Here is a 19,726-nt window from a genome sequence, read left to right as displayed (position 1 = left end):
CGCCGTCATCTGCGAAAATAGATTGGTTCGGGAGCTGTTCGGCTCCGATTGTTTTGATACAAAAGAATAGGGGAATACGGTTATGGCTCACGTCACCAATTTCAAGGAAGCGGGATTCGACTCCGTCTTCGATGAATTGAACTGGCGCGGGCTGATTTCGCAGTCCACGGACCGCGATCAGCTCGCCAAAGCGTTGAACGGCGGGCCGATTACCTACTATTGCGGTTTCGACCCCACCGCAGCCTCGCTGCATATCGGCAATCTCGTGCAGCTCATCAACATGCGCCATCTGCAGGAAGCCGGTCACCATCCCATCGCTGTGGTCGGCGGCGCCACCGGTCTCATCGGCGACCCTCGTCAAAGCGGCGAACGTACCTTGAATCCCAAGGATGTCGTCGAAGGCTGGGCCCGCAGGTTGAAGAAGCAAATCGGCACGATTCTCGTCACCGACGGCGACAATCCTGTGCGTTTCGTCTCCAATTACGATTGGACGGCCAATATGTCGGTCATCGATTTTCTGCGCGACGTCGGCAAGAACTTCCGCATGGGAACCATGCTCGCCAAGGACACGGTGGCACGCAGGCTCAAAAGCGAGGAAGGCATTTCCTTCACCGAGTTCAGCTATCAGGTTCTGCAAGGCAACGATTTCCTGCACCTCTTTGACGAATACAACTGCACGCTGCAACTTGGCGGTTCCGACCAGTGGGGCAACCTCACCAGCGGCCTCGACCTGATCCGCAAGGTGCGCGGTGAGAACGTCAACGTGTTCACGAGCCCCATCATCACCGACAGCCAGGGCAAGAAATTCGGCAAGTCCGAAGGGAACGCCATGTGGCTTGACCCGACGATGTTGAGCCCCTACAAGTTCTACCAGTTCTGGTACAACCAGCCTGACGGCGAGATGCTGAAGCTTCTGAAGGCCTTCACGTTCCTTCCCAAGGCCGAGATCGAGCGACTCGCCCATGAGGCCGAGGTCAACCCCGGCGCCCGCGAGGCGCAGAAAGCATTGGCTTGGGAGGTCACCAGCTTCGTTCACGGAGAAAAGACCACTCAAGAGGCGATTGACGCGGCTTCGGCGTTATTCGGCCGTGGCGGCGATCTGCAGTCCATCGGCTCCGACATGCTGGAATCCTCCATCGAGGGTCTGAAGATCGAGAACGAGGAAGGCGAGAAGGTTTTCGCCAAGGCCGTTGTCGGCGAACGTGTGGCGCAGGCCGCGGTTACCGCAGGGCTCTTCAAATCGATTTCCGAGGCGCGCAAGACCATCAAATCCGGCGGCGTCTACGTCAACAACGTGCGTGTCGAGGACCAGGACCAGGAACTGACCGGTGAGGACTTCTTGGCGGATCATTTCGCGCTGATTCGGCGTGGAAAAAAGGCGGTCGGTGCCGTCGAACTCGGCTGACAGCAAGCTTTCATCAAGCTTCAATCAAGTGGATTAGAATTTATTACAAAAATAATATTTAGGATTGTCCCGTTCAATTTCAGATAGCGGGATGACCGAACCCAAGCAAAAAGGCATAAGCATATGGCAGAAGAACAGCGCGGCAACCGCGACGGCAATTCATACGGTCACGGTTCGTCCCGTTCAGGTGGCGGCTATCGAGGTCACGGCGGGTATCGCGGCAACAACCACGGTGGATTCCACAAGGGTGGACACGGCGGATATCGCGGGCATGATGACGACAGGCGTGGCGGCGGATACCGCGGCAACGGTGGACACCGCGACTTCCATCGTGATGATCGCCGTGACGGCGAACGTGGCGGTTACCGCGGACACGGCGACGGGGATCGTCGCGATTTCCACCGCGACGGCGAACGCGGCGGCTACCGCGGAAGCGACGATCGCAGGGACTTCCATCGCAGCGACGACCGTCGTGGTGGTTACCGTTCCGGCGGATATCGTGGGCATGACGACGATCGACGTGGCGGCGGCTACCGCGGCAACGGTGGCGGGCATCGTGATTTCCACCGTGACGGCGAACGCGGCGGCTATCGCGGCGGCAGTGATCGCCGCGACTTCCATCGTGACGGGGACCGCAGGGATTTCCATCGTGATGACAGGCGTGATTTCCACAAGGATGGCGACCGTCGTGACTTCCACAAAGGCGGATACCGGCACGATGACGATCGTCGTGGCGGTTATCGCGGGGAAGACGATCGCAGGGACTTCCATCGCAATGATGATCGTCGCGGCGGCTATCGTTCTGGCGGCTATCGTGGGCATGACGACGATCGACGCGGGGGATACCGTGGCAATGATCGTCGTGACGGCGACAGCCGTGATTTCCGTCGCAACAATGACCGTAGGGGCGGCTACAACTCCCATGGCAATGATCGTCGTGACTTCCACCGTGACGACCGCCGAGACGGCGAACGCGGTGGATACAGAAGCTACAACAATCACCGCGATGACCGACGTGATGACCGCCGTGGCGGTTTTCATAATGATGGTCGCGAAGAATACATGCACAACGGCCCGCGCCGCAATTCCGATGGCACGGTCTCGTTCCCCTCGCAGAACCCGTATACCGACCGTCGCCCCGGCGAGCCGCGCATGCCCAAAGGCATGGAATGGTCGATGCTCTCCAAGGACGAGAAGGAACGCCTGAGGGGACTTTCCAAGGAGCACGCCGAGAACATCGGCCTGCACATTCTCGCCGCTTATTCGCTTGAGGAAAGCGACCCGAAGGCCGCCCGTGACCACGCCGAGTGGGTGGCGCACCAGGCCTCCCGCATTGATTTCTCACGTGAGACTCTGGCGTTCATCGCCTACCGTCAGGGCGATTACAAGACTGCGCTGAAGGAATTCCGCACAGCACACCGTATGAACGGCTACAACGATTATCTGCCGTTCATCGCCGACTGCGAACGCGGCTTGGGCAACCCGAAACGTGCCATCGAGATGGCGATGTCCGACGACGCCAAGCAACTTACCGGCGAATCCAAGGCCGAGATGTTCCTGGTCTATGCCGGAGCGCTGGGAGATCTGGGTCTTTGGGACAAGGCCGTTGACGTGGTCAGCAAGCTGGCAGGTACCAAGGGACTTCCCGGAGCCTACCGTATGCGTGCGCTGCAGGCCGAGCAGTACTTCCTCGAAGAAGGCGGACGCGGAGACGAGGCAGCCGACCTCGACACCACCATCGAGCAGCTTGAAAACAAGTATGCTGACGAAGACGAGGACGATGAAGATGCCGACGAAGTGGTCATCGACTACGACCTCGAGCGTCTGCCCGACGACATGATGGAAGAACTGGGGATTACGGAGGATGATGCGCAGTATGCGCCCGATCCCTATGAGGATGACGAGGATTACGACGGTGATTCGGATTCTCAAGATTCTGAGGATTCGGATGATTCCGGGTCTGAATACTCTGATAAAGACGGTTCAGATGATGCGGGCAGGAATGCGGACGAAGACGACACCGACAAAGCGGATGCCGAATCCGATGAGGAAGTAGGCGAAGAGTTGGATACCGATGCCGATCTCGACGATCAGTCCCAGTCCGCTCTCGACCCAGAGACACCGGAAGCGCAGGAAAGCGCCGAAGCTACGGCCAAGGAAAACGCCGACAGCACCGAAATCGTCAACGAATCCGGCGAACCAGATGATTCTGCGAACTCCGTTGCCGATCAGGATGCGCAAGGCGAGGTCGGCGAGGATGACGAAGCGGAAACCGAAGGAGATGCCGACGGCGACGAGAACGAGTTGCCTGCCGAGGAAACCGCTGAGGGTGCCGAAGATTCCGCTGATCCCGCTGTCAAACAGGAAGTCGCCGACGAAAAAGACGAGTCCGGCGAAGAGGAGTAATACAGACAGTGCTCAAGGCAACCGAAGAACCGATTGAACAGGCTTATGGCCTCGCATTGCTGGATCTCGACGGCGTGGTTTACCGGGGCAAGAACCCGGTGGATTACGCCAGCGAGTCGATTACCAAAGCCCAACAGCATGGTATGACAATCGAGTACACCACCAACAATTCTTCGCGCTATCAGCAGACCGTCGTGGATCAGTTGCGTGGTTTCGGCCTGAAGGTCGAGCCGTGGCAGATCATCACTTCGTCGGTTGTCGCGGCCCGAATGGTGGCTCGTGCCGTGCCGAAAGACGCCAAGGTATTCATGGTCGGTGCGGGACATCTGCGTGAGGAATTGGAAAAGCAAGGTCTGAACGTTGTCGAGCGTGTCGAGGACGATCCGGCTGCGGTCGTGCAAGGTTGGTACCCCGAGGTCACATGGAACGAACTTGCCAATGCGGCCTTTGCCGTGGAACGTGGCGCACGGTATTTCGTGACCAATCGCGATCTGACGATTCCGCGGGAACTGGGCATCGCTCCGGGCTGTGGTTCGATGGTTCAAGCCGTCATCAACGCAACCGGTGTCGAACCGGTTGCGTCGGCAGGTAAGCCGGAAGCCGCCATGTATGACGAAGCGCGATTGCTTGCCTCGCATGACGGAACCACTTTGGTGCCGAAGAACCATTGCCTGGCCATCGGCGATAGGCTCGATACGGATATCGAGGCCGGCAACCGTGGCGGTTATGATTCCTTGGTCGTGCTTACGGGCGTCGCCGATCCCAAGCAGCTGATGCTGGCCGTTCCCCATCTGCGTCCGACTTTTATCTCCCGCGACTTGCGTGAGCTGCACGAAGCGATGCCGGCACCGGTTCAGATTTCGAAAAGCCAATGGAAGTGTGTAGGCGCCTCTGCACAACTGGTTGGTGACGAAGTCCGTGTGAGCGATCTCACCGATACCAACGCGTTGCGTGCCGCGTGCAGCCTTCTATGGAACCTGGCTGACGACGAGAACGTCGATACCGCAGCATTGCGGCTTCCCGATTTCAGACTTTAGGAGGGTTCATGGCTTCTCAATATGATGAAATTGCTCATTCAGGAAATTCTGACGGTCCTGAGGCCAAAGGCGAAACCTCATCTGACAATCTTCGCGCACGTTACCCTAAACTCGAAAATTTGCCCGATATGGATGATGAGCAGAAAATCGAAGCGTTCCGGGATGTTTTGGGAACACTGAATGAGGATTTGAACAGCCAGCAGCGAGTATGACCAACGAGGGACGTCGAATAATGCGTTTGGACGCATACATGGCTTCGGCAGGTCTGGCACACAGCCGCACGCGGGCCCAGCGTCTCATCCGTTCCGGCAAAGTGACAGTCGACGGCCAACCTGCGGACAAGCCTTCCATGCAGGTGGAAGGCAACGAGACCGTTTTGGTTGATACCGGTGACGACTACGTTTCGAGAGGGGCCTACAAGCTCCTTGGCGCATTCGAACGGTTCGCCGATGTTGGCCTGCCGTCACCCAAAGGCCAGCATTGCTTGGACATCGGCGCTTCCACGGGTGGGTTCTGTGACGTGCTGCTGCGTCATGGAGCCTCTGAAATTATCGCACTGGACGTTGGACATGGCCAACTTGACCCACGGATTGCCGATAACCCGCGCATCATCGAGATGAGCGGGCTCAACATTCGTGATGTTGAGCCCGAAGACCTGCCATATCGTCCGTCTTTCATCGTTTCCGACGTATCGTTCATCTCATTGACCTATGTGATTCCGGTCATTGCGAAAGTAGCTGCGGGCCATGCCGATATCTTGCTCTTGGTCAAGCCGCAGTTCGAGGTGGGCAAAGGCCATTTGGGCAAAAACGGCGTGGTGGAAGATCCAAGGCTGCGCCAAAAAGCGTTGAAAACGGTTTGTGATTGTGCCGAAGCCAGTGGGCTTAAGGTGGTTGCCACGTGCCCCTCACCGATACAGGGGACTCATGGAAATGAAGAATACCTGCTTTATGCCACTTTGCGCTGAATCATATCGTCCTCGTCCTCATCCCAGCGATGCTCGATGAGCCTTACGCTGGAAGTCTTGTCGAGCCGCAAATCACCTTCATACACTACTTTTTCGACATGCGTATGACCTGACAACGCAACATAGCTGGCGTCGATGTTCTTACAGATGGTGTTGCACAGCACCACGTTCGTGGCAACGATGCGTTGAAGGTTGTTGGGTTCCAAATATTCGTTCATCCCGAATCTTTCGAACATCGTTGTTTGCATCGGTTTGATTTCGAGTTTGCCGCTTTCAGTGTATTCCTCAATGTGGGTATGGCCGATTATCTTAGCGTTTGGCGCCACCAATGATTTGGCTTTGATTGAGCCGTTTACTTGGAGGGATTCTTTGACGACAATCCGGGAATCCGTTTTCATTTCACCGATAAAAGAAATCTTGCGTGAATCAATATGTTTATGGGCGACGATGTGACCATGTCCAGAAAGCGAGTCGGCGATGATTTCGCCCGAAGCGTTCAACATTCCTCCGTCCATGATGATTCTGCGACCATGGCAGCTCGGTGCCTGCAAAATCCCTTTGACCACGAGTGTGTCGAACGTAACGCCTTGCTGCATAACGGCATTGCCGTGGGTGATGAGGGCATCGTAATCGTTGCCCTCAATGGTTCCGCCGAATGTATTGAGGTTCATTTCGCCTTCTTTCCGGCAATTGTGAAAGGCATTTTCTGGTGCCTTTTTCTTTCTGTATTACCGGAAATGAGAGCAAAAACGAAATCAGAAGACGAAAATCCGTCAAAATTCAAGATTTCTTGATATCAGAAGATATTGAATATTGTTTTTAAATACCAGTCTTTTGTTTGAAATGTTATTGTCGTATCTGTCGTTTCAAAGCTTTCATGTCATTGCGTCACTTGTTGTCGGTGTGTTCCGGGGTAAGCTCGTTTGTAGACACTGTCCGGTTAGGATATGGGTAGAACGGATTTTGTTTTCGTAGTCTTAAAACAGGAAAAGAGGCAGGACGATGGTGGGTAAGCGCCATGCGGTCGTGGTCACACATGCTCGGCTTGCCGAGACCAGTCTTGTCGTGCGCGAGGCGGTCGAACAACTGCAGCATGCTGGATTCAGTGTTCGGATCGTCGACAGCCTCGACCCGCCGAGATTCGGAGAGACTTCACCCATCGTCAGCAGTGATACGGAAATCGTCGTCGTGCTCGGCGGCGACGGCACGATTCTGGGCGCGGCCGAGCTGGTGCACAACACCGAAATCCCTATCCTCGGCGTCAATCTGGGCCATGTCGGCTTCCTTGCGGAATTCGAAAGCTTCCAATTAAGCGAGGCCATCGCGCGTGTCGCCGACCGGGACTATTCGATCGACGAACGCAACCTTGCCGGGGTTTCCGTGACCTCCCGAGACGGCAAAAAGACGGTAAGTGATTGGGCGTTGAACGATATCACGATTCAGCAGGCCGACCGCGACCATATGATCGAACTTTCCGTCGGTGTCGACGGCGTGGAAGCCAGTTCGTTCAGTTGCGACGGCGTGATTATCTCGACCCCGACCGGTTCGACGGCCTATGCCTTCTCTGCCGGAGGGCCGATTATCTGGCCGGATGTCAAAGCATTGCAGTTGATACCGCTTGCTGCACATGCCTTGTTCACCCGTCCGATGGTGATTGGGGAGCATTCGCGTTTTACCGTTGATGTGATTGACGATTCGCTGACCGAAGGCTGGATCTGCTGCGACGGCAGAAGGAAGATGAAACTCGGATACGGCACGCGCACCACCGTTCATCTTTCCTCGCTGACGGTAAAGTTGGCCAGTCTTTCCGGTGTTCCGTTCACCAATCGCTTGGTCACGAAATTCAACCTCCCAAGCGTCAGCCTTCGCCAACGTTCGCGGCTTGAGGAACGCAAGCGCGAGAACATTATTGCGGACGAAAACAAGGTTCGGGCTTTCCACTCTAACGATAACGGCGATGCAGGTGAGAACAATCGGAAGAGCACGGCTAAAGGTTTCGATGGACGAAACCAGCCCGGAAAACAAGGTTCATCCGAAAGGTGAGATCCTATGCTTGAAGAACTGGAAGTGCGCAATCTCGGGCCCATTCGTTCTGCGGTATTGACTCCGGGCAAGGGGATGACGGCCATTACCGGCGAAACCGGCGCAGGCAAATCCATGTTGCTCAGTGCGATTAGGCTCATTTCCGGCGCGACAGCCAATGTTGGAAGGGTCGCTGCCGGCGCGGATTCGGCCTGGGCGCAAGGTATTTTTGATGTCGACGAGAGCGGCAAGGCGGCAGGTCTTGCGCTAGATGCCGGTGTGCTGGATTCTGATAGTTCAGAAACCGACTCCGACCCCGACGAAACCGGCCGGCTGGAGCTTTTTCTTTCACGTACCGTTCCGGCTTCCGGGCGTTCTCGCGCTGTGCTGTGCGGACATAGCGTTCCCAGAAACGTTCTTGGCAATGTCGCGTCAGAACTGGTGACCATTCATGGGCAGGCCGATCAATTGCGTCTTGCCTCGCCTGCCAGGCAACGGGAATTTCTTGATATGGCTGCCGATGACAAGGCCGAGCGCGAAGTGTATCGTGTGGCTTGGGAGAATCTGCAAGCGATGGACGAGCGGCTTCACAATCTCACCAATCAGGAGGCTTCGGCCCGTCAACGTGCCGATTACCTGCGCGAATCCATCGAACAGATCAACAAGGTGGATCCTAAAACAGGTGAGGATGAAGAACTTAAAGATAAACGTTCGCGCGTTGAGAATGCGGCGGAAATCGCGCAGGGTGTAGGATCGGCACTTTCTGCGTTGGATGCCTCGCAAGTCGATTCGGACAGTGACGCTCAGAGTGCATCAGATGCTATCAATCATGCCATCCAAGCGCTGCGCACCATTCATGTCGGCGGTGTTTTCAGCGAGGCGGCCGATCGCTTGGAATCATTGAACGCCGACCTTTCCGATATTGTATTTTCGCTTTCAAACGAAATGGATACTGACGAAGATGCTGAAGGATTGGACGCCATCAACTCTCGTATTCACGAGCTCGACGAGTTGACCCGTCGCTGGGGGCCGGCACTTGAGGATGTCATTTCCTGGCGAGACAAAGCAGCGTTCGAAGTCGAGGATTTGGATGCCTCGCCGGAGAAGGTGGAGGAGATCAAAGCTCAACGCAAGCAGGCATTTGATGATGCGTTGAAAGCGGCTCAGGTATTGAGCAAAAAACGGAAAGTTGCGGCCACTGGTCTAGCCAATACTGTCACCAAAGAGCTTTCGGCTTTGGCCATGGCCGGAGCAGGGCTTGAGATTCGGGTTGTGCAGCGCAAATCGTCGCCGAAGGATAAACCAGCTTCGAAAAACGACGAAGCAGACGCTGCTTCTTCTACTTGGCCTTTGGATGTCAATGGCATTGACGACATCGAATTCCTATTCACACCGTTCCCCGGCTCACCGAAATTGCCGATGGGCAAAAGCGCATCTGGCGGCGAACTCAGCCGACTCATGCTGGCGCTCGAACTGTCCGTGGCTGAAAAGCGGACATTCGAGTCTAACGATATGACGTTCATCTTCGATGAGGTGGATGCCGGAGTTGGCGGCAAGGCCGCGGTCGAGCTTGGCAAACGCTTGGCCAAGCTTTCCCAGACGTCACAGGTCATCGTGGTCACCCACTTGGCGCAGGTCGCTTCATGGGCCGATTCCCAATTCGTGGTCAGCAAGGGCAGCGCTGAAAACGCCAGCTCAAAGGCTCCAATCGAGACGAGAGTCAACGAAGTCACCGGCGACGCCCGCATCCACGAAATCGCGAGAATGCTCTCCGGCAGCGAATCCGCCACGTCTCTCAGCCACGCCCAAGAACTCCTCGACTCCAGCAAGTTGTGAGCAAATAAGTGTTCAACGGTCAGTCGCTGCCGGCTGGGATATACGATGTTCGACACGCTCCGGGCCGCTCAGGCCAAGTCTTTACGGTCTAACATCGCATATCCCAGCCGGCAGCTAATCAACAACGAGAAACAAATGCATTCAGATATCTTGTAAATTCCAAGTGTTAAGAGATTTATTTTTTATTCGCTTCAGGCTGTTTCTTTGCGCAAGTGAGTAGAGTTAGTTTTCTGTAGCATGAGCTGTTGGGGCGGGATATGCGATGATCAGGCGTAAAGCTTGCCTACCGGCCTGGAGGGTGCCTGAGCATTGTATATTCCGACCCAACAGCGTCGGTAGTTTGGAGAGAGTACATGAAAACGAACGAAGGCAAAGCAGCCATCTTTGATTTGGATGGGACGTTGCTTGACTCGATGGACGTGTGGCATCAGGTTGATATTGACTTCTTTCATAGCCGTAATATCCCGCTGACCGACGATTATATGGGTGTTGTCAATGCAATGAGGCCTGAGGAAGTGGCGCGTTACACGATTGAACGTTATGGGCTGAATGACACTCCTGGCGAGCTCGCGAAGCTGTGGGATTCGATGGTGCTTGAGGCGTATGGAACTACCGTCGAAGCCAAACCGCATGCGGTTGAATATCTGGATTATCTGAAGTCGAGCGGCGCACGGCTGGCTGTGGCGACATCGCTTTCACCGCAGGTGCGTGAGGTCGGCATGGAGCACGTGGGCATCCGGAAGTTCTTCGATGTGGTAGTAAGCGTGGAGGATACCGAGGCAAAAAGCAAACATAGCCCTGAGGTGTATCTTGCCGCAGCGTCGCGTTTGGGAATAGCCGCCAAGGATTGCACCGTGTTCGAGGATCTGTTGGTGGCCGTAAAAGCTGCAAAATCAGCTGGCATGCATGTTTGGGCGATGAAAGATGACTATTCACTTGAGGACAGACCAGCTATTATACAGATTGCCGATGGAGTGATTAGCGACTTCGCGGATGCGCCTAAAGTGCTTTGATATGGCAACTGGCCATAAAATTTTGTAAGTTCAATATCTGTTTTATTGGGATAAACGCTCATTCTGCAGGTAATTTCCAAATAAACGAAACTGTTATAGTACCGATTTGCACAGTGGAATTAACTGTTATATAGTTATATGTAACAGTAGAACTGTTGATGTGCATCAGGGGTTCTGCTGGACACTGATCAGAAAAGAAAGAGGCATAGATGAAACTGATCATCTCATCCGTGTCCGGGGAACCGATCTACGAACAAATCAAACGTCAGATTCGCGAGGCCGTGTTGAACGGCGAGCTCAAGAGTGGGGAAGCGCTACCGAGCCTGCGCAAGCTGGCCCGTGAGCTGCGTATCTCCGTTCTCACTGTCACCCGGGCCTACAACGAACTGGCGGATGAAGGCATCATCGTCAATGTGCAGGGCAAGGGTTCGTTCGTCGCCGAAAAAGGCGATGAGCGGATGAGGAAGAAGCTCGCCGGTCAGGTACGCAACGCCTTGCGACAGGTGGGAGTAGTAGCGAAAGCGGCCGACATCCCGCTTATTGACCTGATGGATATGCTCGAGACTGAGTACAAGAAAGCCAAGTAAAGCATTTGGCAAGGGTGAAAGAGCGTTGATGCAATCGTGATCGCAGTGGTGTTCGTGTTATTTGGCAGGCTTTGATACAGATCTACGAGCGCAAGAAACTGTGAACAATCAAAGAAAAGAGCTTACGAGACGCAATTAGTCGCCCGTAAGCCCTTTCAATTTCAGTCCGACGGCTTCTTTAAAGCTTCTGAGAAGCATTTCTAACGTAATTGCTCATCTCTTCGATGGAGATGACATCGGTGAAACGTTCGGTGGTGTGCTCCAAGCCGCGCAAGTTCGCAGGTGCGGTGGTGCCGGTGACTTCGGAGAGCCTGTCCATGCAATCGAAGTCGGTACCGGTGGTGTCGAGGCCAAGCGCCTTGCCGACCACGCGCGGGAACTTGTAGGGGCTGGCGGTGCTTAGCAGCACGCGCGGCATGGTGGCTTCACGAGGCATCTGGGAGAGCACATGATAACCACAGGCGGTGTGTGGGTCAATGACGTAATGGTTGGCGTTCCAGCAGTCGGTGATGGCAAGGCTCACCTGATTTTCGTCGGCCCAGCCGCAAGAGAACAGTCCGCGGATTCGTGCGAGCAAGGAATCGGAAATCGTAAATGAACCCTTGTTTTGCAAATCGTCCATCAGTCCGCGAATAAGTTTGGTGTCGCCATCCGACATGTAGTAGAGCATACGTTCGAGGTTCGAGGAGACGAGGATATCCATGGACGGTGAGGTGGTTTCGTAGAACGGGCGCTTGCGGTTGTAGGTGCCGGTGGTCAGGAAATCGAAGAGCACGTTGTTGCGGTCGCTGGCCACGGTCAGCCTGCCGACCGGCAGCCCGAGTTTTTTGGCGTAGTAGCCGGCGAGAATGTCGCCAAAATTGCCGGTGGGCACCACGAATTCGACCTGGTCACCGACCTTGATGGCACCGAGTTCGACCAGTTGCGCATAAGCCGAGAAGTAATAGACGACTTGTGGCACAAGCCTGCCGACATTGATGGAATTGGCTGAGGAAAGCGAGACGTGGTTGCTTTTCTCAAGTTTCGCGGCCAAGTCCCTATCGCCGAAAATGCGTTTGACCGCGGTTTGCGCGTCATCGAAATTGCCTTTGACTGCGCACACGTTGACGTTCGAGCCGGTCTGGGTGGTCATCTGCAGACGTTGGATCTCGCTGACCTTGCCTTCGGGATAGAAAACGGTGATGCCGGTGCCGGGGGTACCTGCGAATCCTGCGAGCGCCGCTTTGCCGGTATCGCCGGAAGTGGCCGTCAGTACCATCACTTTTCCGTCTGCAGGTGTTGTGGCGTGTCTGACATTCTTGTCATCAGCGTCTGCCGTGGCAGGTTTGTCGCCCAAAACAGACTTGCTCGATTCGCAAGAAGCGATAGTCGAAGTCGTCCGTGCCATGAACTGCGGGAGAATCTGCAACGCCACGTCCTTGAACGCGCTGGTCGGCCCGTTGAAGAGCTCGAGAATGTAATCGTCGCCCAGCGGTTTCAGCGGGGTGATGGCGCTGTCGAGCCACTGGGAACCGTAGGCCGCGCGTACGCATTCATCGAGTTCGGAAGTCGAGAAGTCGGGCAGTAGTACGCCCAACACGGTTCGAGCCATGTCTTGATAGGATTTGCCGACCAAAGCGGCGACATCGATCTGTTGTTTGCCCAAATCGTCGGTGACGAACAACCCGCCGTCACCCGCAAGCCCTTGACGGATGGCCTGACGGCTCGTCCATTTCTCAGAAGAGCTTCTGGTGCTATGGAAGGTGGTATTCATCACAAATGCCTCGTTTTTCTTGTGGCTGGTTTCCTTGAATTCGCTGATAAACAGTCTAATGGAACGCAAGCCCTAATATTGAAGGTGTCCAAATCAATGAATTCGAATCATTTTGGACGCGGCAAGGCATACAATCAGTGGCAATGGATACGGTGTTCGCCAGTCCCTTAAGGGTCTGGCAGACGCTGAAAAATTTTAGGAAAATGTGTTTGCAGCGTTAGGGGAGAGTTTTATGGTCGCACGTGGTCATCAGGATTCGGCGATACTTGATCCGGAGGTGTTCGGGCAAGTTTGCGCCATGGGTGACGCCGCGGCAAAGGCTCAACGGGTACTCGCCGAAGCCAATACCGAACAGAAAAATACCCTGCTCAACGCTATCGCGGATGAGCTTGAGGCGGGCAGCATGAGGATTGCCGAGGCGAACAGCCTCGATATGAGCGAGGCCAGGCAGGCCGGTATGAGCGAAGGGAAGCTCGACCGTCTGCTCTTTGACGAGGCGCGCGTGAAGGCAGCAGCCGACGGCGTCCGTCACGTCGCCACGCTTCCCGATCCGATCGGCCAGATCGTGCGTGGTTCGACGTTGCCCAATGGCCTGAGGCTTAACGAAGTGCGGGTTCCGATCGGCGTGTTCGGCATGATTTATGAAGCCCGTCCCAATGTGACCGTCGATGTCGCTTCGCTGTGCCTCAAATCCGGGAACGCCGTCTTGCTTCGCGGTGGCCACGAAGCGCAACATACCAACGAGGCGACGCTTGCCGTTATCCAGAAAACGTTGCAGGAACAGGGTTTCGACCCAGCGTTGGTCGCTTCCGTCGACAAGTTCGGGCGTATGGGGGCCACGGCGATGATGGAAGCGCGCGGCCATATCGACGTGCTGGTGCCGCGTGGGGGAGCAGGGCTTATCCAGGCCGTCGTCCGCAATTCCAAGGTACCGGTCATTGAGACCGGTGCCGGCAACGTCCATATCTACGTCGACAAGGCTGCGGATTTCGCCAAGGCCATCCCGATCATCCTGAACGCCAAAACGCAACGTGTCGGTGTGTGCAATGCGGCTGAAAAGCTGATCGTTCATCGCGACGTGGCCAAGGACTTCCTGCCGCTTGCCGCGAGGGCGCTCGCAGATGCAGGTGTGGAGCTTCATGCTGATGACGAGGCTTACGGAATTATCGGTGGAAGCGATATTGATGACGTGAAGCTGCTTCATGCCACGCCCGAGGATTGGGACACCGAATACCTCGCGCTGAAAATGGGTGTCAAGGTCGTCGGTTCCCTCGATCAGGCAATCGAGCATATCAACGCCCATTCCACCGGCCACACCGAGTGCATCATTTCCGAGGATTACAGCGCCATCGAGCGTTTCACCAAACGTATCGATTCGGCAGTGGTTATGGCCAACGCCTCCTCAAGATTCACGGATGGCGGTATGTTCGGTTTTGGAGCCGAATTGGGCATCTCGACGCAGAAGCTGCATGCCCGTGGCCCCATGGGTTTGACCGAAATGACAACAACCAAATGGATTGGCTACGGCACCGGCCAGGTGCGGGCTTGACGGGAGTGAAGGACACGACATGAACGACGCTGAACAGAGCAATGATGAAGCCAAGACCGGCGGCGAAAGCAGAAGCCTTGAGGGCGGCATTTCCGTCGATCAGAATCCCGAAAACCGACCCATCACCACGGCAACGGACAGCCAAAAGCGGCCGCAAGACAATGCAGTGGCTCGGCAGGCAGAGGAACAGTTCGGAGTCAAGGCCGACTATCAGCTGGCCCAAGACCGCGGCACCGACATCAGCAATCCTCGTATCGCATTGAAGGTTGCCTCGGAACGCCTTGCCATCGTCCGTTACGTCTTCTTGGTGCAGGTCGAGGATGGCATCGCCACCGCCGATCAGCGCGCCTCCCTTGAATATGCCGATGCCGCGCTCGTCGGTTGGCCGGAAATGGACGCGGACGACGTCGTCGATCTCGACGAAGACGGCAAAAAGACCGTGGCCGAACGTCTTGCGGCGATGGAACGTTACATCGCCGAATTCAGCAAGCAGGAAGCCAAAGGTGGCATTGACGCCATGAACGACCTGCTGGTGCGTGCCACCGAGTGCGTCGCTTCCGTGCGCCGCCTTTACCAGCCCGATTTCCCGATCCCGACATTTGCCGAGATTCGTCGCGTCGTTCAGGACGAATACGACGAGGACATGGGCAAGATCGACCCAAGCGAGCATGCCACCGTCGAAGACATCGAGGAACAGACGGAACAGGCCGACGAGAAGCGCGAAGAGAGCGAGGCCGACAAATCGCAGAAAGACAATAAGGGTAAGCACAAAGGTGATGGCAAAGCATGAGCAACGCCCCGACTTCCAACGGCTCGCTGCCGGCAAACAACGATAACGGGTCTGTGAAGTATACCCCAAAGGCCGACGCTCTTCCCGCCGGCGACATCAACATTTCTCGCTATCCTGGCCAGGCGCGAAAAATGTCCGGTCTGTCTTCACATCACGATCCCAATTCGATTGATGCGTCAAAAACCAAGCCGAGAGACAGACACGACAAAAGCGGTCGTCGCCGCATCGGCATCATGGGCGGCACCTTCGATCCCATCCACAACGGCCATTTGGTGGCTGCAAGCGAGGTGGCCTGGGTTTACGACCTTGACGAAGTGATTTTCGTCCCCACTGGCCGTCCGGCCTTCAAGCTTGACAAAGATGTTACCAATGCCGAAGACCGCTATCTGATGACCGTCATCGCCACGGCATCGAACCCCAAATTCACTGTTTCCCGTGTCGATATCGACCGTCCGGGCGTCACCTACACCATCGATACATTGCGTGACATCCACACGTTGAATCCTGATGCAGAGCTGTTCTTCATCACCGGTGCCGACGCCGTCGCCGAAATCCTCAAGTGGAAGGAAGCGCGCAATATGTTCGGGCTGGCGCGTTTCGTAGCTGTCACGCGCCCCGGATACACCAGCCCTGAGCATATGCGCACGCAAGTCGAGGTCGACACGCTTGAGATTCCCGCGTTGGCGATTTCATCGACCGATGTCCGCCATCGCGTCTCGTTGAACGAACCGGTGTGGTATCTCGTCCCTGACGGCGTGGTGCAATACATTGCCAAGCATGGGCTTTATGCTCAGCTCTGATTTTTGATCTGTCATGTTACTCTTGGTATCAGTGATGAATCTCACCGATAAACCAATGGAGGAATGACGATGAAAAAGACCCGGCTCCGTATCGTTCAGGTGTGTCTGGCAGTGATTATCCTTTTGCAGGCAATATTGGTAACTAACGGGGAATGGTTGCTGGGCTACGGATATGTAGGTTCGGTGTTTATGGCGCTGAATATAACCTGTGCCTTTATCGTGCTTCACGAGTTCTTGTCGGTTTCCGACCATTCGGAGACCTCGCGCGATCGGGACGAATCCGATGTGAACGAACCGAGTGTGTCCCCGTCGCGTTGAGAAGCTACTATGGCTGTGGTTCATACAGACGATAACGTTTGGAGATATGGTGAGCGCAATCCTAGAAGGAAAGCCCAGTAAGAATCTCATACTCGTCACCGGCAGGGCGCATCCCCAGCTGGCGGCGGACGTCGCCAACCAGCTTGGTATCGACGTTTTGAAGACTACAGCATACGATTTCGCGAACGGCGAGATGTATGTGCGCTACACCGAATCGGTGCGTGGCGCGGATGTCTTTGTATTGCAAAGCCATGCCGGTGATGTCAACAAGGCCATCATGGAACAGCTCATTATGATCGACGCATTGAAGCGCGCGTCGGCGCGTTCCATCACCGCTGTCTGCCCGCTTCTGGGCTATTCCCGTCAGGACAAGAAGCATCTTGGCCGCGAGCCCATTTCCTGCCGTCTCGTCTTTGATTTGCTTCGCACTGCCGGGGCTGACCGCGTGATGAGCGTGGACCTGCACGCCGCGCAGTCCCAGGGCTTCTTCGACGGCCCGGTCGATCATCTGATCGCCATGCCTGTCCTTGTCGATTACATCCGTGATCGTTTCGAAGGCAATCTCGACAATGTCGCTGTGGTCTCCCCGGACGCCGGCCGTATCCGCGTGGCCGAGCAGTGGGCACAGCGTCTGGGAGGCGGCCCGCTCGCCTTCGTCCACAAGACCCGCGACATCAACCGCCCGAACCACGCCACCTCCAACCGCGTGGTCGGCGATGTTCTCGGTAAGGATTGCGTTCTGGTCGATGACCTTATCGATACCGGCGGCACTATCGTCGGCGCCTGCGACGTTTTGAAGCAGGCCGGTGCAAAATCCGTGACCGTCGTCGCCACACATGGCGTGCTTTCCGACCCTGCCGTCGATCGCCTCAAGAACTGTGGCGCACGCGAGGTCGTGTTGACCGACACGGTGCCAATCGACGAATCCAAGCGTTGGGACGGGCTTACCGTGCTTTCCATCGCACCGTTGCTCGCCAGCGCCATCAAGGCCGTCTTCGAGGACGGCTCGGTCGCCAAGCTCTTCGACAACTACCCCGAGCACCACGGGCAAGGCTTCCTCTTCGCCTGATTCGATGGTGTCGGGATGTCCATGTTTTACTGGTTGCCGGAGTCTGAAAGCTCAATGATTCGCCGTCAAGCGTGTCGGGTTGTCAGAGGTGACCAGCATAATAGAAAAACGGTTCGGTCTTCAAGGCCGCGCTATTCCTCCATGGTGTAAAGGCAGCACACGGGTCTTTGGAACCCTTAGTCTTGGTTCGAATCCAGGTGGAGGAACTGAAGTTCAAGTCGGCTGACTTTCCGTGTATCGGATGCCAGCCGATTTGCATATTGAATTAGTGTTTCGCTTTTGAAGCACCGGAATTGGAGTAGATATGGCATTGAGTGCTGCAATCATTCTCGCGGCCGGTGAAGGCACGCGTATGCGTTCGTCGAAACCCAAAGTCCTTCACGAACTTGCCGGGAAAACCTTCCTTGAGCGCGTGATGGCTTCCGTTTCCGCACTTGATCCCGAGACACTTGCTGTCGTCGTGCATTATCAGGCCGAGCGTGTGGCCAAAGCCGCGCAAAGCTATAACGAACACGTCGAGATCGTTCAGCAGGACGATATCCCCGGCACCGGTCGCGCCGTGCAGTGCGCCATGAAACAGCTCGATTCAGACGGCCAGCTCACTGGCCCGGTGCTTATCGCCGCCAGCGATATGCCGTTACTCGACACCGCAACGCTCGACGCTCTACTTGCCTTCCATAAGGCCAGCGGCAATGACGCCACCGTGCTTACCGCCAACCTTGAAGACCCGACCGGTTACGGACGCATCATCCGCGATAGCGACGGCAGCGTGCTGCGCATTGTTGAGCAGAAGGACGCCAACAGCAGCGAGCTCGCCGTCCACGAAATCAATACCTCCGTTTACGTGTTCGATGCCGCCGTGCTCGCTCGTTCGGTGCAAGGGCTTGATTCACAGAATGCGCAAGGGGAGTTCTACCTGACCGACGCACTCGAAAGCGCTCGAAAAACCGGCAAAGTCGGTGCTCTTGCCGCTTCCGATGCCCTGAGCGTCGAAGGCGTCAACGATCGTGTACAGCTGGCCAATCTTTCCCGCAAGCACAACCTGCGTATCTGCGAGCGCTGGATGCGTGAAGGCGTCACGATTCTCGACCCCGAGACCACGTGGATCGAAGACGATGTCGAGCTGGCACAGGATGTCACTGTGCTTCCGGGCTCCTTCCTGCAGGGTCACAGCACCGTTGCCGAAAACGCCGTCATCGGGCCGTATACCACGCTGATTGACGCGCAGGTCGAAGCCGGCGCAACGGTGGAACGCAGCCGCGTGCAGGAATCGCATATCGGCACCGACGCCAATATCGGCCCGTGGACCTATCTGCGTCCTGGCAACAGGCTGGAGGAGGGCACGAAGGCCGGCGCGTTCGTCGAAATGAAGAAGGCGCATATCGGCGCGGGCACCAAGGTGCCGCACTTAAGCTACATGGGCGACGCCGAATTGGGCGAGCACACCAACATCGGCGGCGGCACCATTTCCGCCAACTATGACGGCGTGCACAAGAACCGCACCCACATCGGCTCGAACGTCCACGTCGGTGCCGGCAACCTTTTCGTCGCGCCCGTCGAGGTCGGCGACAATGTCACCACAGGGGCCGGTTCGGTCATCCGTCATGCGGTGCCTGACGATTCGATGGTATATTCGGAGAACACACAACACGTTGTAGAGGGCTGGAAGCCCGAATGGGAGCGTTGATTTATGGCAGCATTGCAATCCACCATTGAGGCCCTGCGTCTGGCAGCGGTTGCGGCCGACCGGGTGAAGGCCACGGATATCGTCGCCTTCGACGTCACCGGTCCCATCGCCATCACCGATGCCATGCTCATCGCTACGGCTTCGAGTGAACGCCAGGTTCTGGCCGTGGCCGAGGAAATCGAAAAGGAACTTTACACCAAGGGTGGAAAGCTTGAACCTCGCAGCCGTGAAGGTCTTGACGAGGCTCGTTGGGTGCTGCTCGACTACGGTGATTTCGTCATCCACATCATGCACGAGGAAGAACGTCAATACTACGATCTCGAACGGCTTTGGCAGGACTGCCCGGCCATCGACCTTCAGCTGCCCAAAACGTCTGAAGACAAATCCGCCGACGAGTGAACAATCGTCGAAAGGCCATGAATGATATCCGTCGGCGTGAGCACTGCGTCCCAGGATTGAACACTATGACCATTCCATCAGTATCTAG

The 19,726-nt window shown here is 56.0% G+C and carries 17 protein-coding genes, 1 tRNA gene and 1 pseudogene; 17 read left to right on the top strand and 2 right to left on the bottom strand.

What is annotated here, in order from left to right; all coding sequences use genetic code 11:
* Positions 1 to 82: 82 nt before the first annotated feature.
* The 5 genes and pseudogenes from tyrS to OZX67_RS05530 all read left to right on the top strand — a co-directional run bounded on the left by tyrS (position 83) and on the right by OZX67_RS05530 (position 5,815).
* A complete protein-coding gene (gene tyrS, locus OZX67_RS05550; RefSeq protein WP_277141630.1) occupies positions 83 to 1,405 on the top strand; it encodes a tyrosine--tRNA ligase in 1,323 nt (440 codons plus the stop codon).
* A 123-nt stretch (positions 1,406 to 1,528) separates the two neighbouring features.
* Positions 1,529 to 3,454 (top strand): annotated as a pseudogene (locus OZX67_RS05545) (helicase); the annotation flags it as partial.
* 356 nt (positions 3,455 to 3,810) lie between these two features.
* Complete coding sequence (locus OZX67_RS05540; RefSeq protein ID WP_277144956.1) at positions 3,811 to 4,848, top strand: HAD-IIA family hydrolase; 1,038 nt, start codon at positions 3,811 to 3,813, stop codon at positions 4,846 to 4,848.
* An 8-nt stretch (positions 4,849 to 4,856) separates the two neighbouring features.
* Complete coding sequence (locus OZX67_RS05535) at positions 4,857 to 5,060, top strand: hypothetical protein (RefSeq protein WP_277141627.1); 204 nt, start codon at positions 4,857 to 4,859, stop codon at positions 5,058 to 5,060.
* Complete coding sequence (locus tag OZX67_RS05530; protein ID WP_277141625.1) at positions 5,057 to 5,815, top strand: TlyA family RNA methyltransferase; 759 nt, start codon at positions 5,057 to 5,059, stop codon at positions 5,813 to 5,815. Before OZX67_RS05535 ends, OZX67_RS05530 begins: the two co-directional genes overlap by 4 nt.
* Here the strand turns inward: OZX67_RS05530 and OZX67_RS05525 are convergent.
* Positions 5,797 to 6,486 (bottom strand): hypothetical protein, encoded by a 690-nt coding sequence (locus tag OZX67_RS05525; protein WP_277141623.1) that lies wholly within the window; start codon positions 6,484 to 6,486, stop codon positions 5,797 to 5,799. The genes OZX67_RS05530 and OZX67_RS05525 overlap by 19 nt on opposite strands.
* A 331-nt stretch (positions 6,487 to 6,817) precedes the next feature.
* Here OZX67_RS05525 and OZX67_RS05520 point away from each other — a divergent pair, with 331 nt between their 5' ends.
* From OZX67_RS05520 to OZX67_RS05505, 4 genes are all read left to right on the top strand, one after another.
* Positions 6,818 to 7,858: an NAD kinase gene (locus OZX67_RS05520; RefSeq protein WP_277141621.1), complete on the top strand. Its 1,041-nt coding sequence runs from the start codon at positions 6,818 to 6,820 to the stop codon at positions 7,856 to 7,858.
* A gap of 6 nt (positions 7,859 to 7,864) precedes the next feature.
* Positions 7,865 to 9,673 carry a DNA repair protein RecN gene (gene recN, locus OZX67_RS05515; protein ID WP_277141619.1) on the top strand — a complete coding sequence of 603 codons (1,809 nt, stop codon included), beginning with the start codon at positions 7,865 to 7,867 and terminating at the stop codon, positions 9,671 to 9,673.
* A gap of 353 nt (positions 9,674 to 10,026) precedes the next feature.
* On the top strand, positions 10,027 to 10,686 hold the full coding sequence (locus OZX67_RS05510; RefSeq protein WP_277141617.1) for an HAD family phosphatase: 660 nt from the start codon (positions 10,027 to 10,029) through the stop codon (positions 10,684 to 10,686).
* 209 nt (positions 10,687 to 10,895) lie between these two features.
* Complete coding sequence (locus tag OZX67_RS05505; protein WP_277141615.1) at positions 10,896 to 11,273, top strand: GntR family transcriptional regulator; 378 nt, start codon at positions 10,896 to 10,898, stop codon at positions 11,271 to 11,273.
* Between the two features lie 178 nt (positions 11,274 to 11,451).
* Here the strand turns inward: OZX67_RS05505 and thrC are convergent, their stop codons facing one another.
* Complete coding sequence (thrC, locus tag OZX67_RS05500; protein ID WP_277144954.1) at positions 11,452 to 13,026, bottom strand: threonine synthase; 1,575 nt, start codon at positions 13,024 to 13,026, stop codon at positions 11,452 to 11,454.
* A 232-nt stretch (positions 13,027 to 13,258) separates the two neighbouring features.
* On the opposite strand from thrC, the gene OZX67_RS05495 reads away from it, so the two are divergent.
* From OZX67_RS05495 to rsfS, 8 genes are all read left to right on the top strand, one after another.
* A complete protein-coding gene (locus tag OZX67_RS05495; protein ID WP_277141613.1) occupies positions 13,259 to 14,575 on the top strand; it encodes a glutamate-5-semialdehyde dehydrogenase in 1,317 nt (438 codons plus the stop codon).
* A 214-nt stretch (positions 14,576 to 14,789) separates the two neighbouring features.
* Positions 14,790 to 15,365 carry a phosphoribosylglycinamide synthetase gene (locus tag OZX67_RS05490; RefSeq protein WP_277144951.1) on the top strand — a complete coding sequence of 192 codons (576 nt, stop codon included), beginning with the start codon at positions 14,790 to 14,792 and terminating at the stop codon, positions 15,363 to 15,365.
* 131 nt (positions 15,366 to 15,496) lie between these two features.
* Positions 15,497 to 16,165: a nicotinate-nucleotide adenylyltransferase gene (gene nadD / locus OZX67_RS05485; protein ID WP_277144949.1), complete on the top strand. Its 669-nt coding sequence runs from the start codon at positions 15,497 to 15,499 to the stop codon at positions 16,163 to 16,165.
* A gap of 63 nt (positions 16,166 to 16,228) precedes the next feature.
* Positions 16,229 to 16,483, top strand: coding sequence for a hypothetical protein (locus OZX67_RS05480; protein ID WP_277141611.1), 255 nt, complete (start codon positions 16,229 to 16,231; stop codon positions 16,481 to 16,483).
* 46 nt (positions 16,484 to 16,529) lie between these two features.
* A complete protein-coding gene (locus tag OZX67_RS05475; RefSeq protein ID WP_277141609.1) occupies positions 16,530 to 17,552 on the top strand; it encodes a ribose-phosphate diphosphokinase in 1,023 nt (340 codons plus the stop codon).
* A gap of 135 nt (positions 17,553 to 17,687) precedes the next feature.
* Positions 17,688 to 17,758, top strand: a tRNA-Gln gene (locus tag OZX67_RS05470).
* A 98-nt stretch (positions 17,759 to 17,856) separates the two neighbouring features.
* Positions 17,857 to 19,239, top strand: coding sequence for a bifunctional UDP-N-acetylglucosamine diphosphorylase/glucosamine-1-phosphate N-acetyltransferase GlmU (gene glmU, locus OZX67_RS05465; RefSeq protein ID WP_277141607.1), 1,383 nt, complete (start codon positions 17,857 to 17,859; stop codon positions 19,237 to 19,239).
* 3 nt (positions 19,240 to 19,242) lie between these two features.
* On the top strand, positions 19,243 to 19,638 hold the full coding sequence (rsfS, locus tag OZX67_RS05460; protein WP_277141605.1) for a ribosome silencing factor: 396 nt from the start codon (positions 19,243 to 19,245) through the stop codon (positions 19,636 to 19,638).
* The last annotated feature ends 88 nt before the right edge of the window (positions 19,639 to 19,726 follow it).

Source organism: Bifidobacterium sp. ESL0728, assembly GCF_029392015.1.
Lineage (GTDB): Bacteria > Actinomycetota > Actinomycetes > Actinomycetales > Bifidobacteriaceae > Bifidobacterium.
The sequence above is the reverse complement of the archived record's forward strand: the minus strand, read 5'-3'. Positions and strand labels throughout refer to the sequence as shown.

Bases quoted from the DNA above. Each gene is read 5' to 3' on its own strand.
- nadD (WP_277144949.1), top strand. From the start codon at position 15,497: ATGTCCGGTCTGTCTTCACATCACGATCCCAATTCGATTGATGCGTCA.
- OZX67_RS05480 (WP_277141611.1), top strand. From the start codon at position 16,229: ATGACGATGAAAAAGACCCGGCTCCGTATCGTTCAGGTGTGTCTGGCA.
- thrC (WP_277144954.1), bottom strand. From the start codon at position 13,026: ATGAATACCACCTTCCATAGCACCAGAAGCTCTTCTGAGAAATGGACG.
- recN (WP_277141619.1), top strand. From the start codon at position 7,865: ATGCTTGAAGAACTGGAAGTGCGCAATCTCGGGCCCATTCGTTCTGCG.
- OZX67_RS05530 (WP_277141625.1), top strand. From the start codon at position 5,057: ATGACCAACGAGGGACGTCGAATAATGCGTTTGGACGCATACATGGCT.
- OZX67_RS05535 (WP_277141627.1), top strand. From the start codon at position 4,857: ATGGCTTCTCAATATGATGAAATTGCTCATTCAGGAAATTCTGACGGT.
- OZX67_RS05505 (WP_277141615.1), top strand. From the start codon at position 10,896: ATGAAACTGATCATCTCATCCGTGTCCGGGGAACCGATCTACGAACAA.
- rsfS (WP_277141605.1), top strand. From the start codon at position 19,243: ATGGCAGCATTGCAATCCACCATTGAGGCCCTGCGTCTGGCAGCGGTT.
- OZX67_RS05520 (WP_277141621.1), top strand. From the start codon at position 6,818: ATGGTGGGTAAGCGCCATGCGGTCGTGGTCACACATGCTCGGCTTGCC.
- glmU (WP_277141607.1), top strand. From the start codon at position 17,857: ATGGCATTGAGTGCTGCAATCATTCTCGCGGCCGGTGAAGGCACGCGT.
- OZX67_RS05525 (WP_277141623.1), bottom strand. From the start codon at position 6,486: ATGAACCTCAATACATTCGGCGGAACCATTGAGGGCAACGATTACGAT.
- OZX67_RS05495 (WP_277141613.1), top strand. From the start codon at position 13,259: ATGGTCGCACGTGGTCATCAGGATTCGGCGATACTTGATCCGGAGGTG.
- tyrS (WP_277141630.1), top strand. From the start codon at position 83: ATGGCTCACGTCACCAATTTCAAGGAAGCGGGATTCGACTCCGTCTTC.
- OZX67_RS05475 (WP_277141609.1), top strand. From the start codon at position 16,530: ATGGTGAGCGCAATCCTAGAAGGAAAGCCCAGTAAGAATCTCATACTC.
- OZX67_RS05510 (WP_277141617.1), top strand. From the start codon at position 10,027: ATGAAAACGAACGAAGGCAAAGCAGCCATCTTTGATTTGGATGGGACG.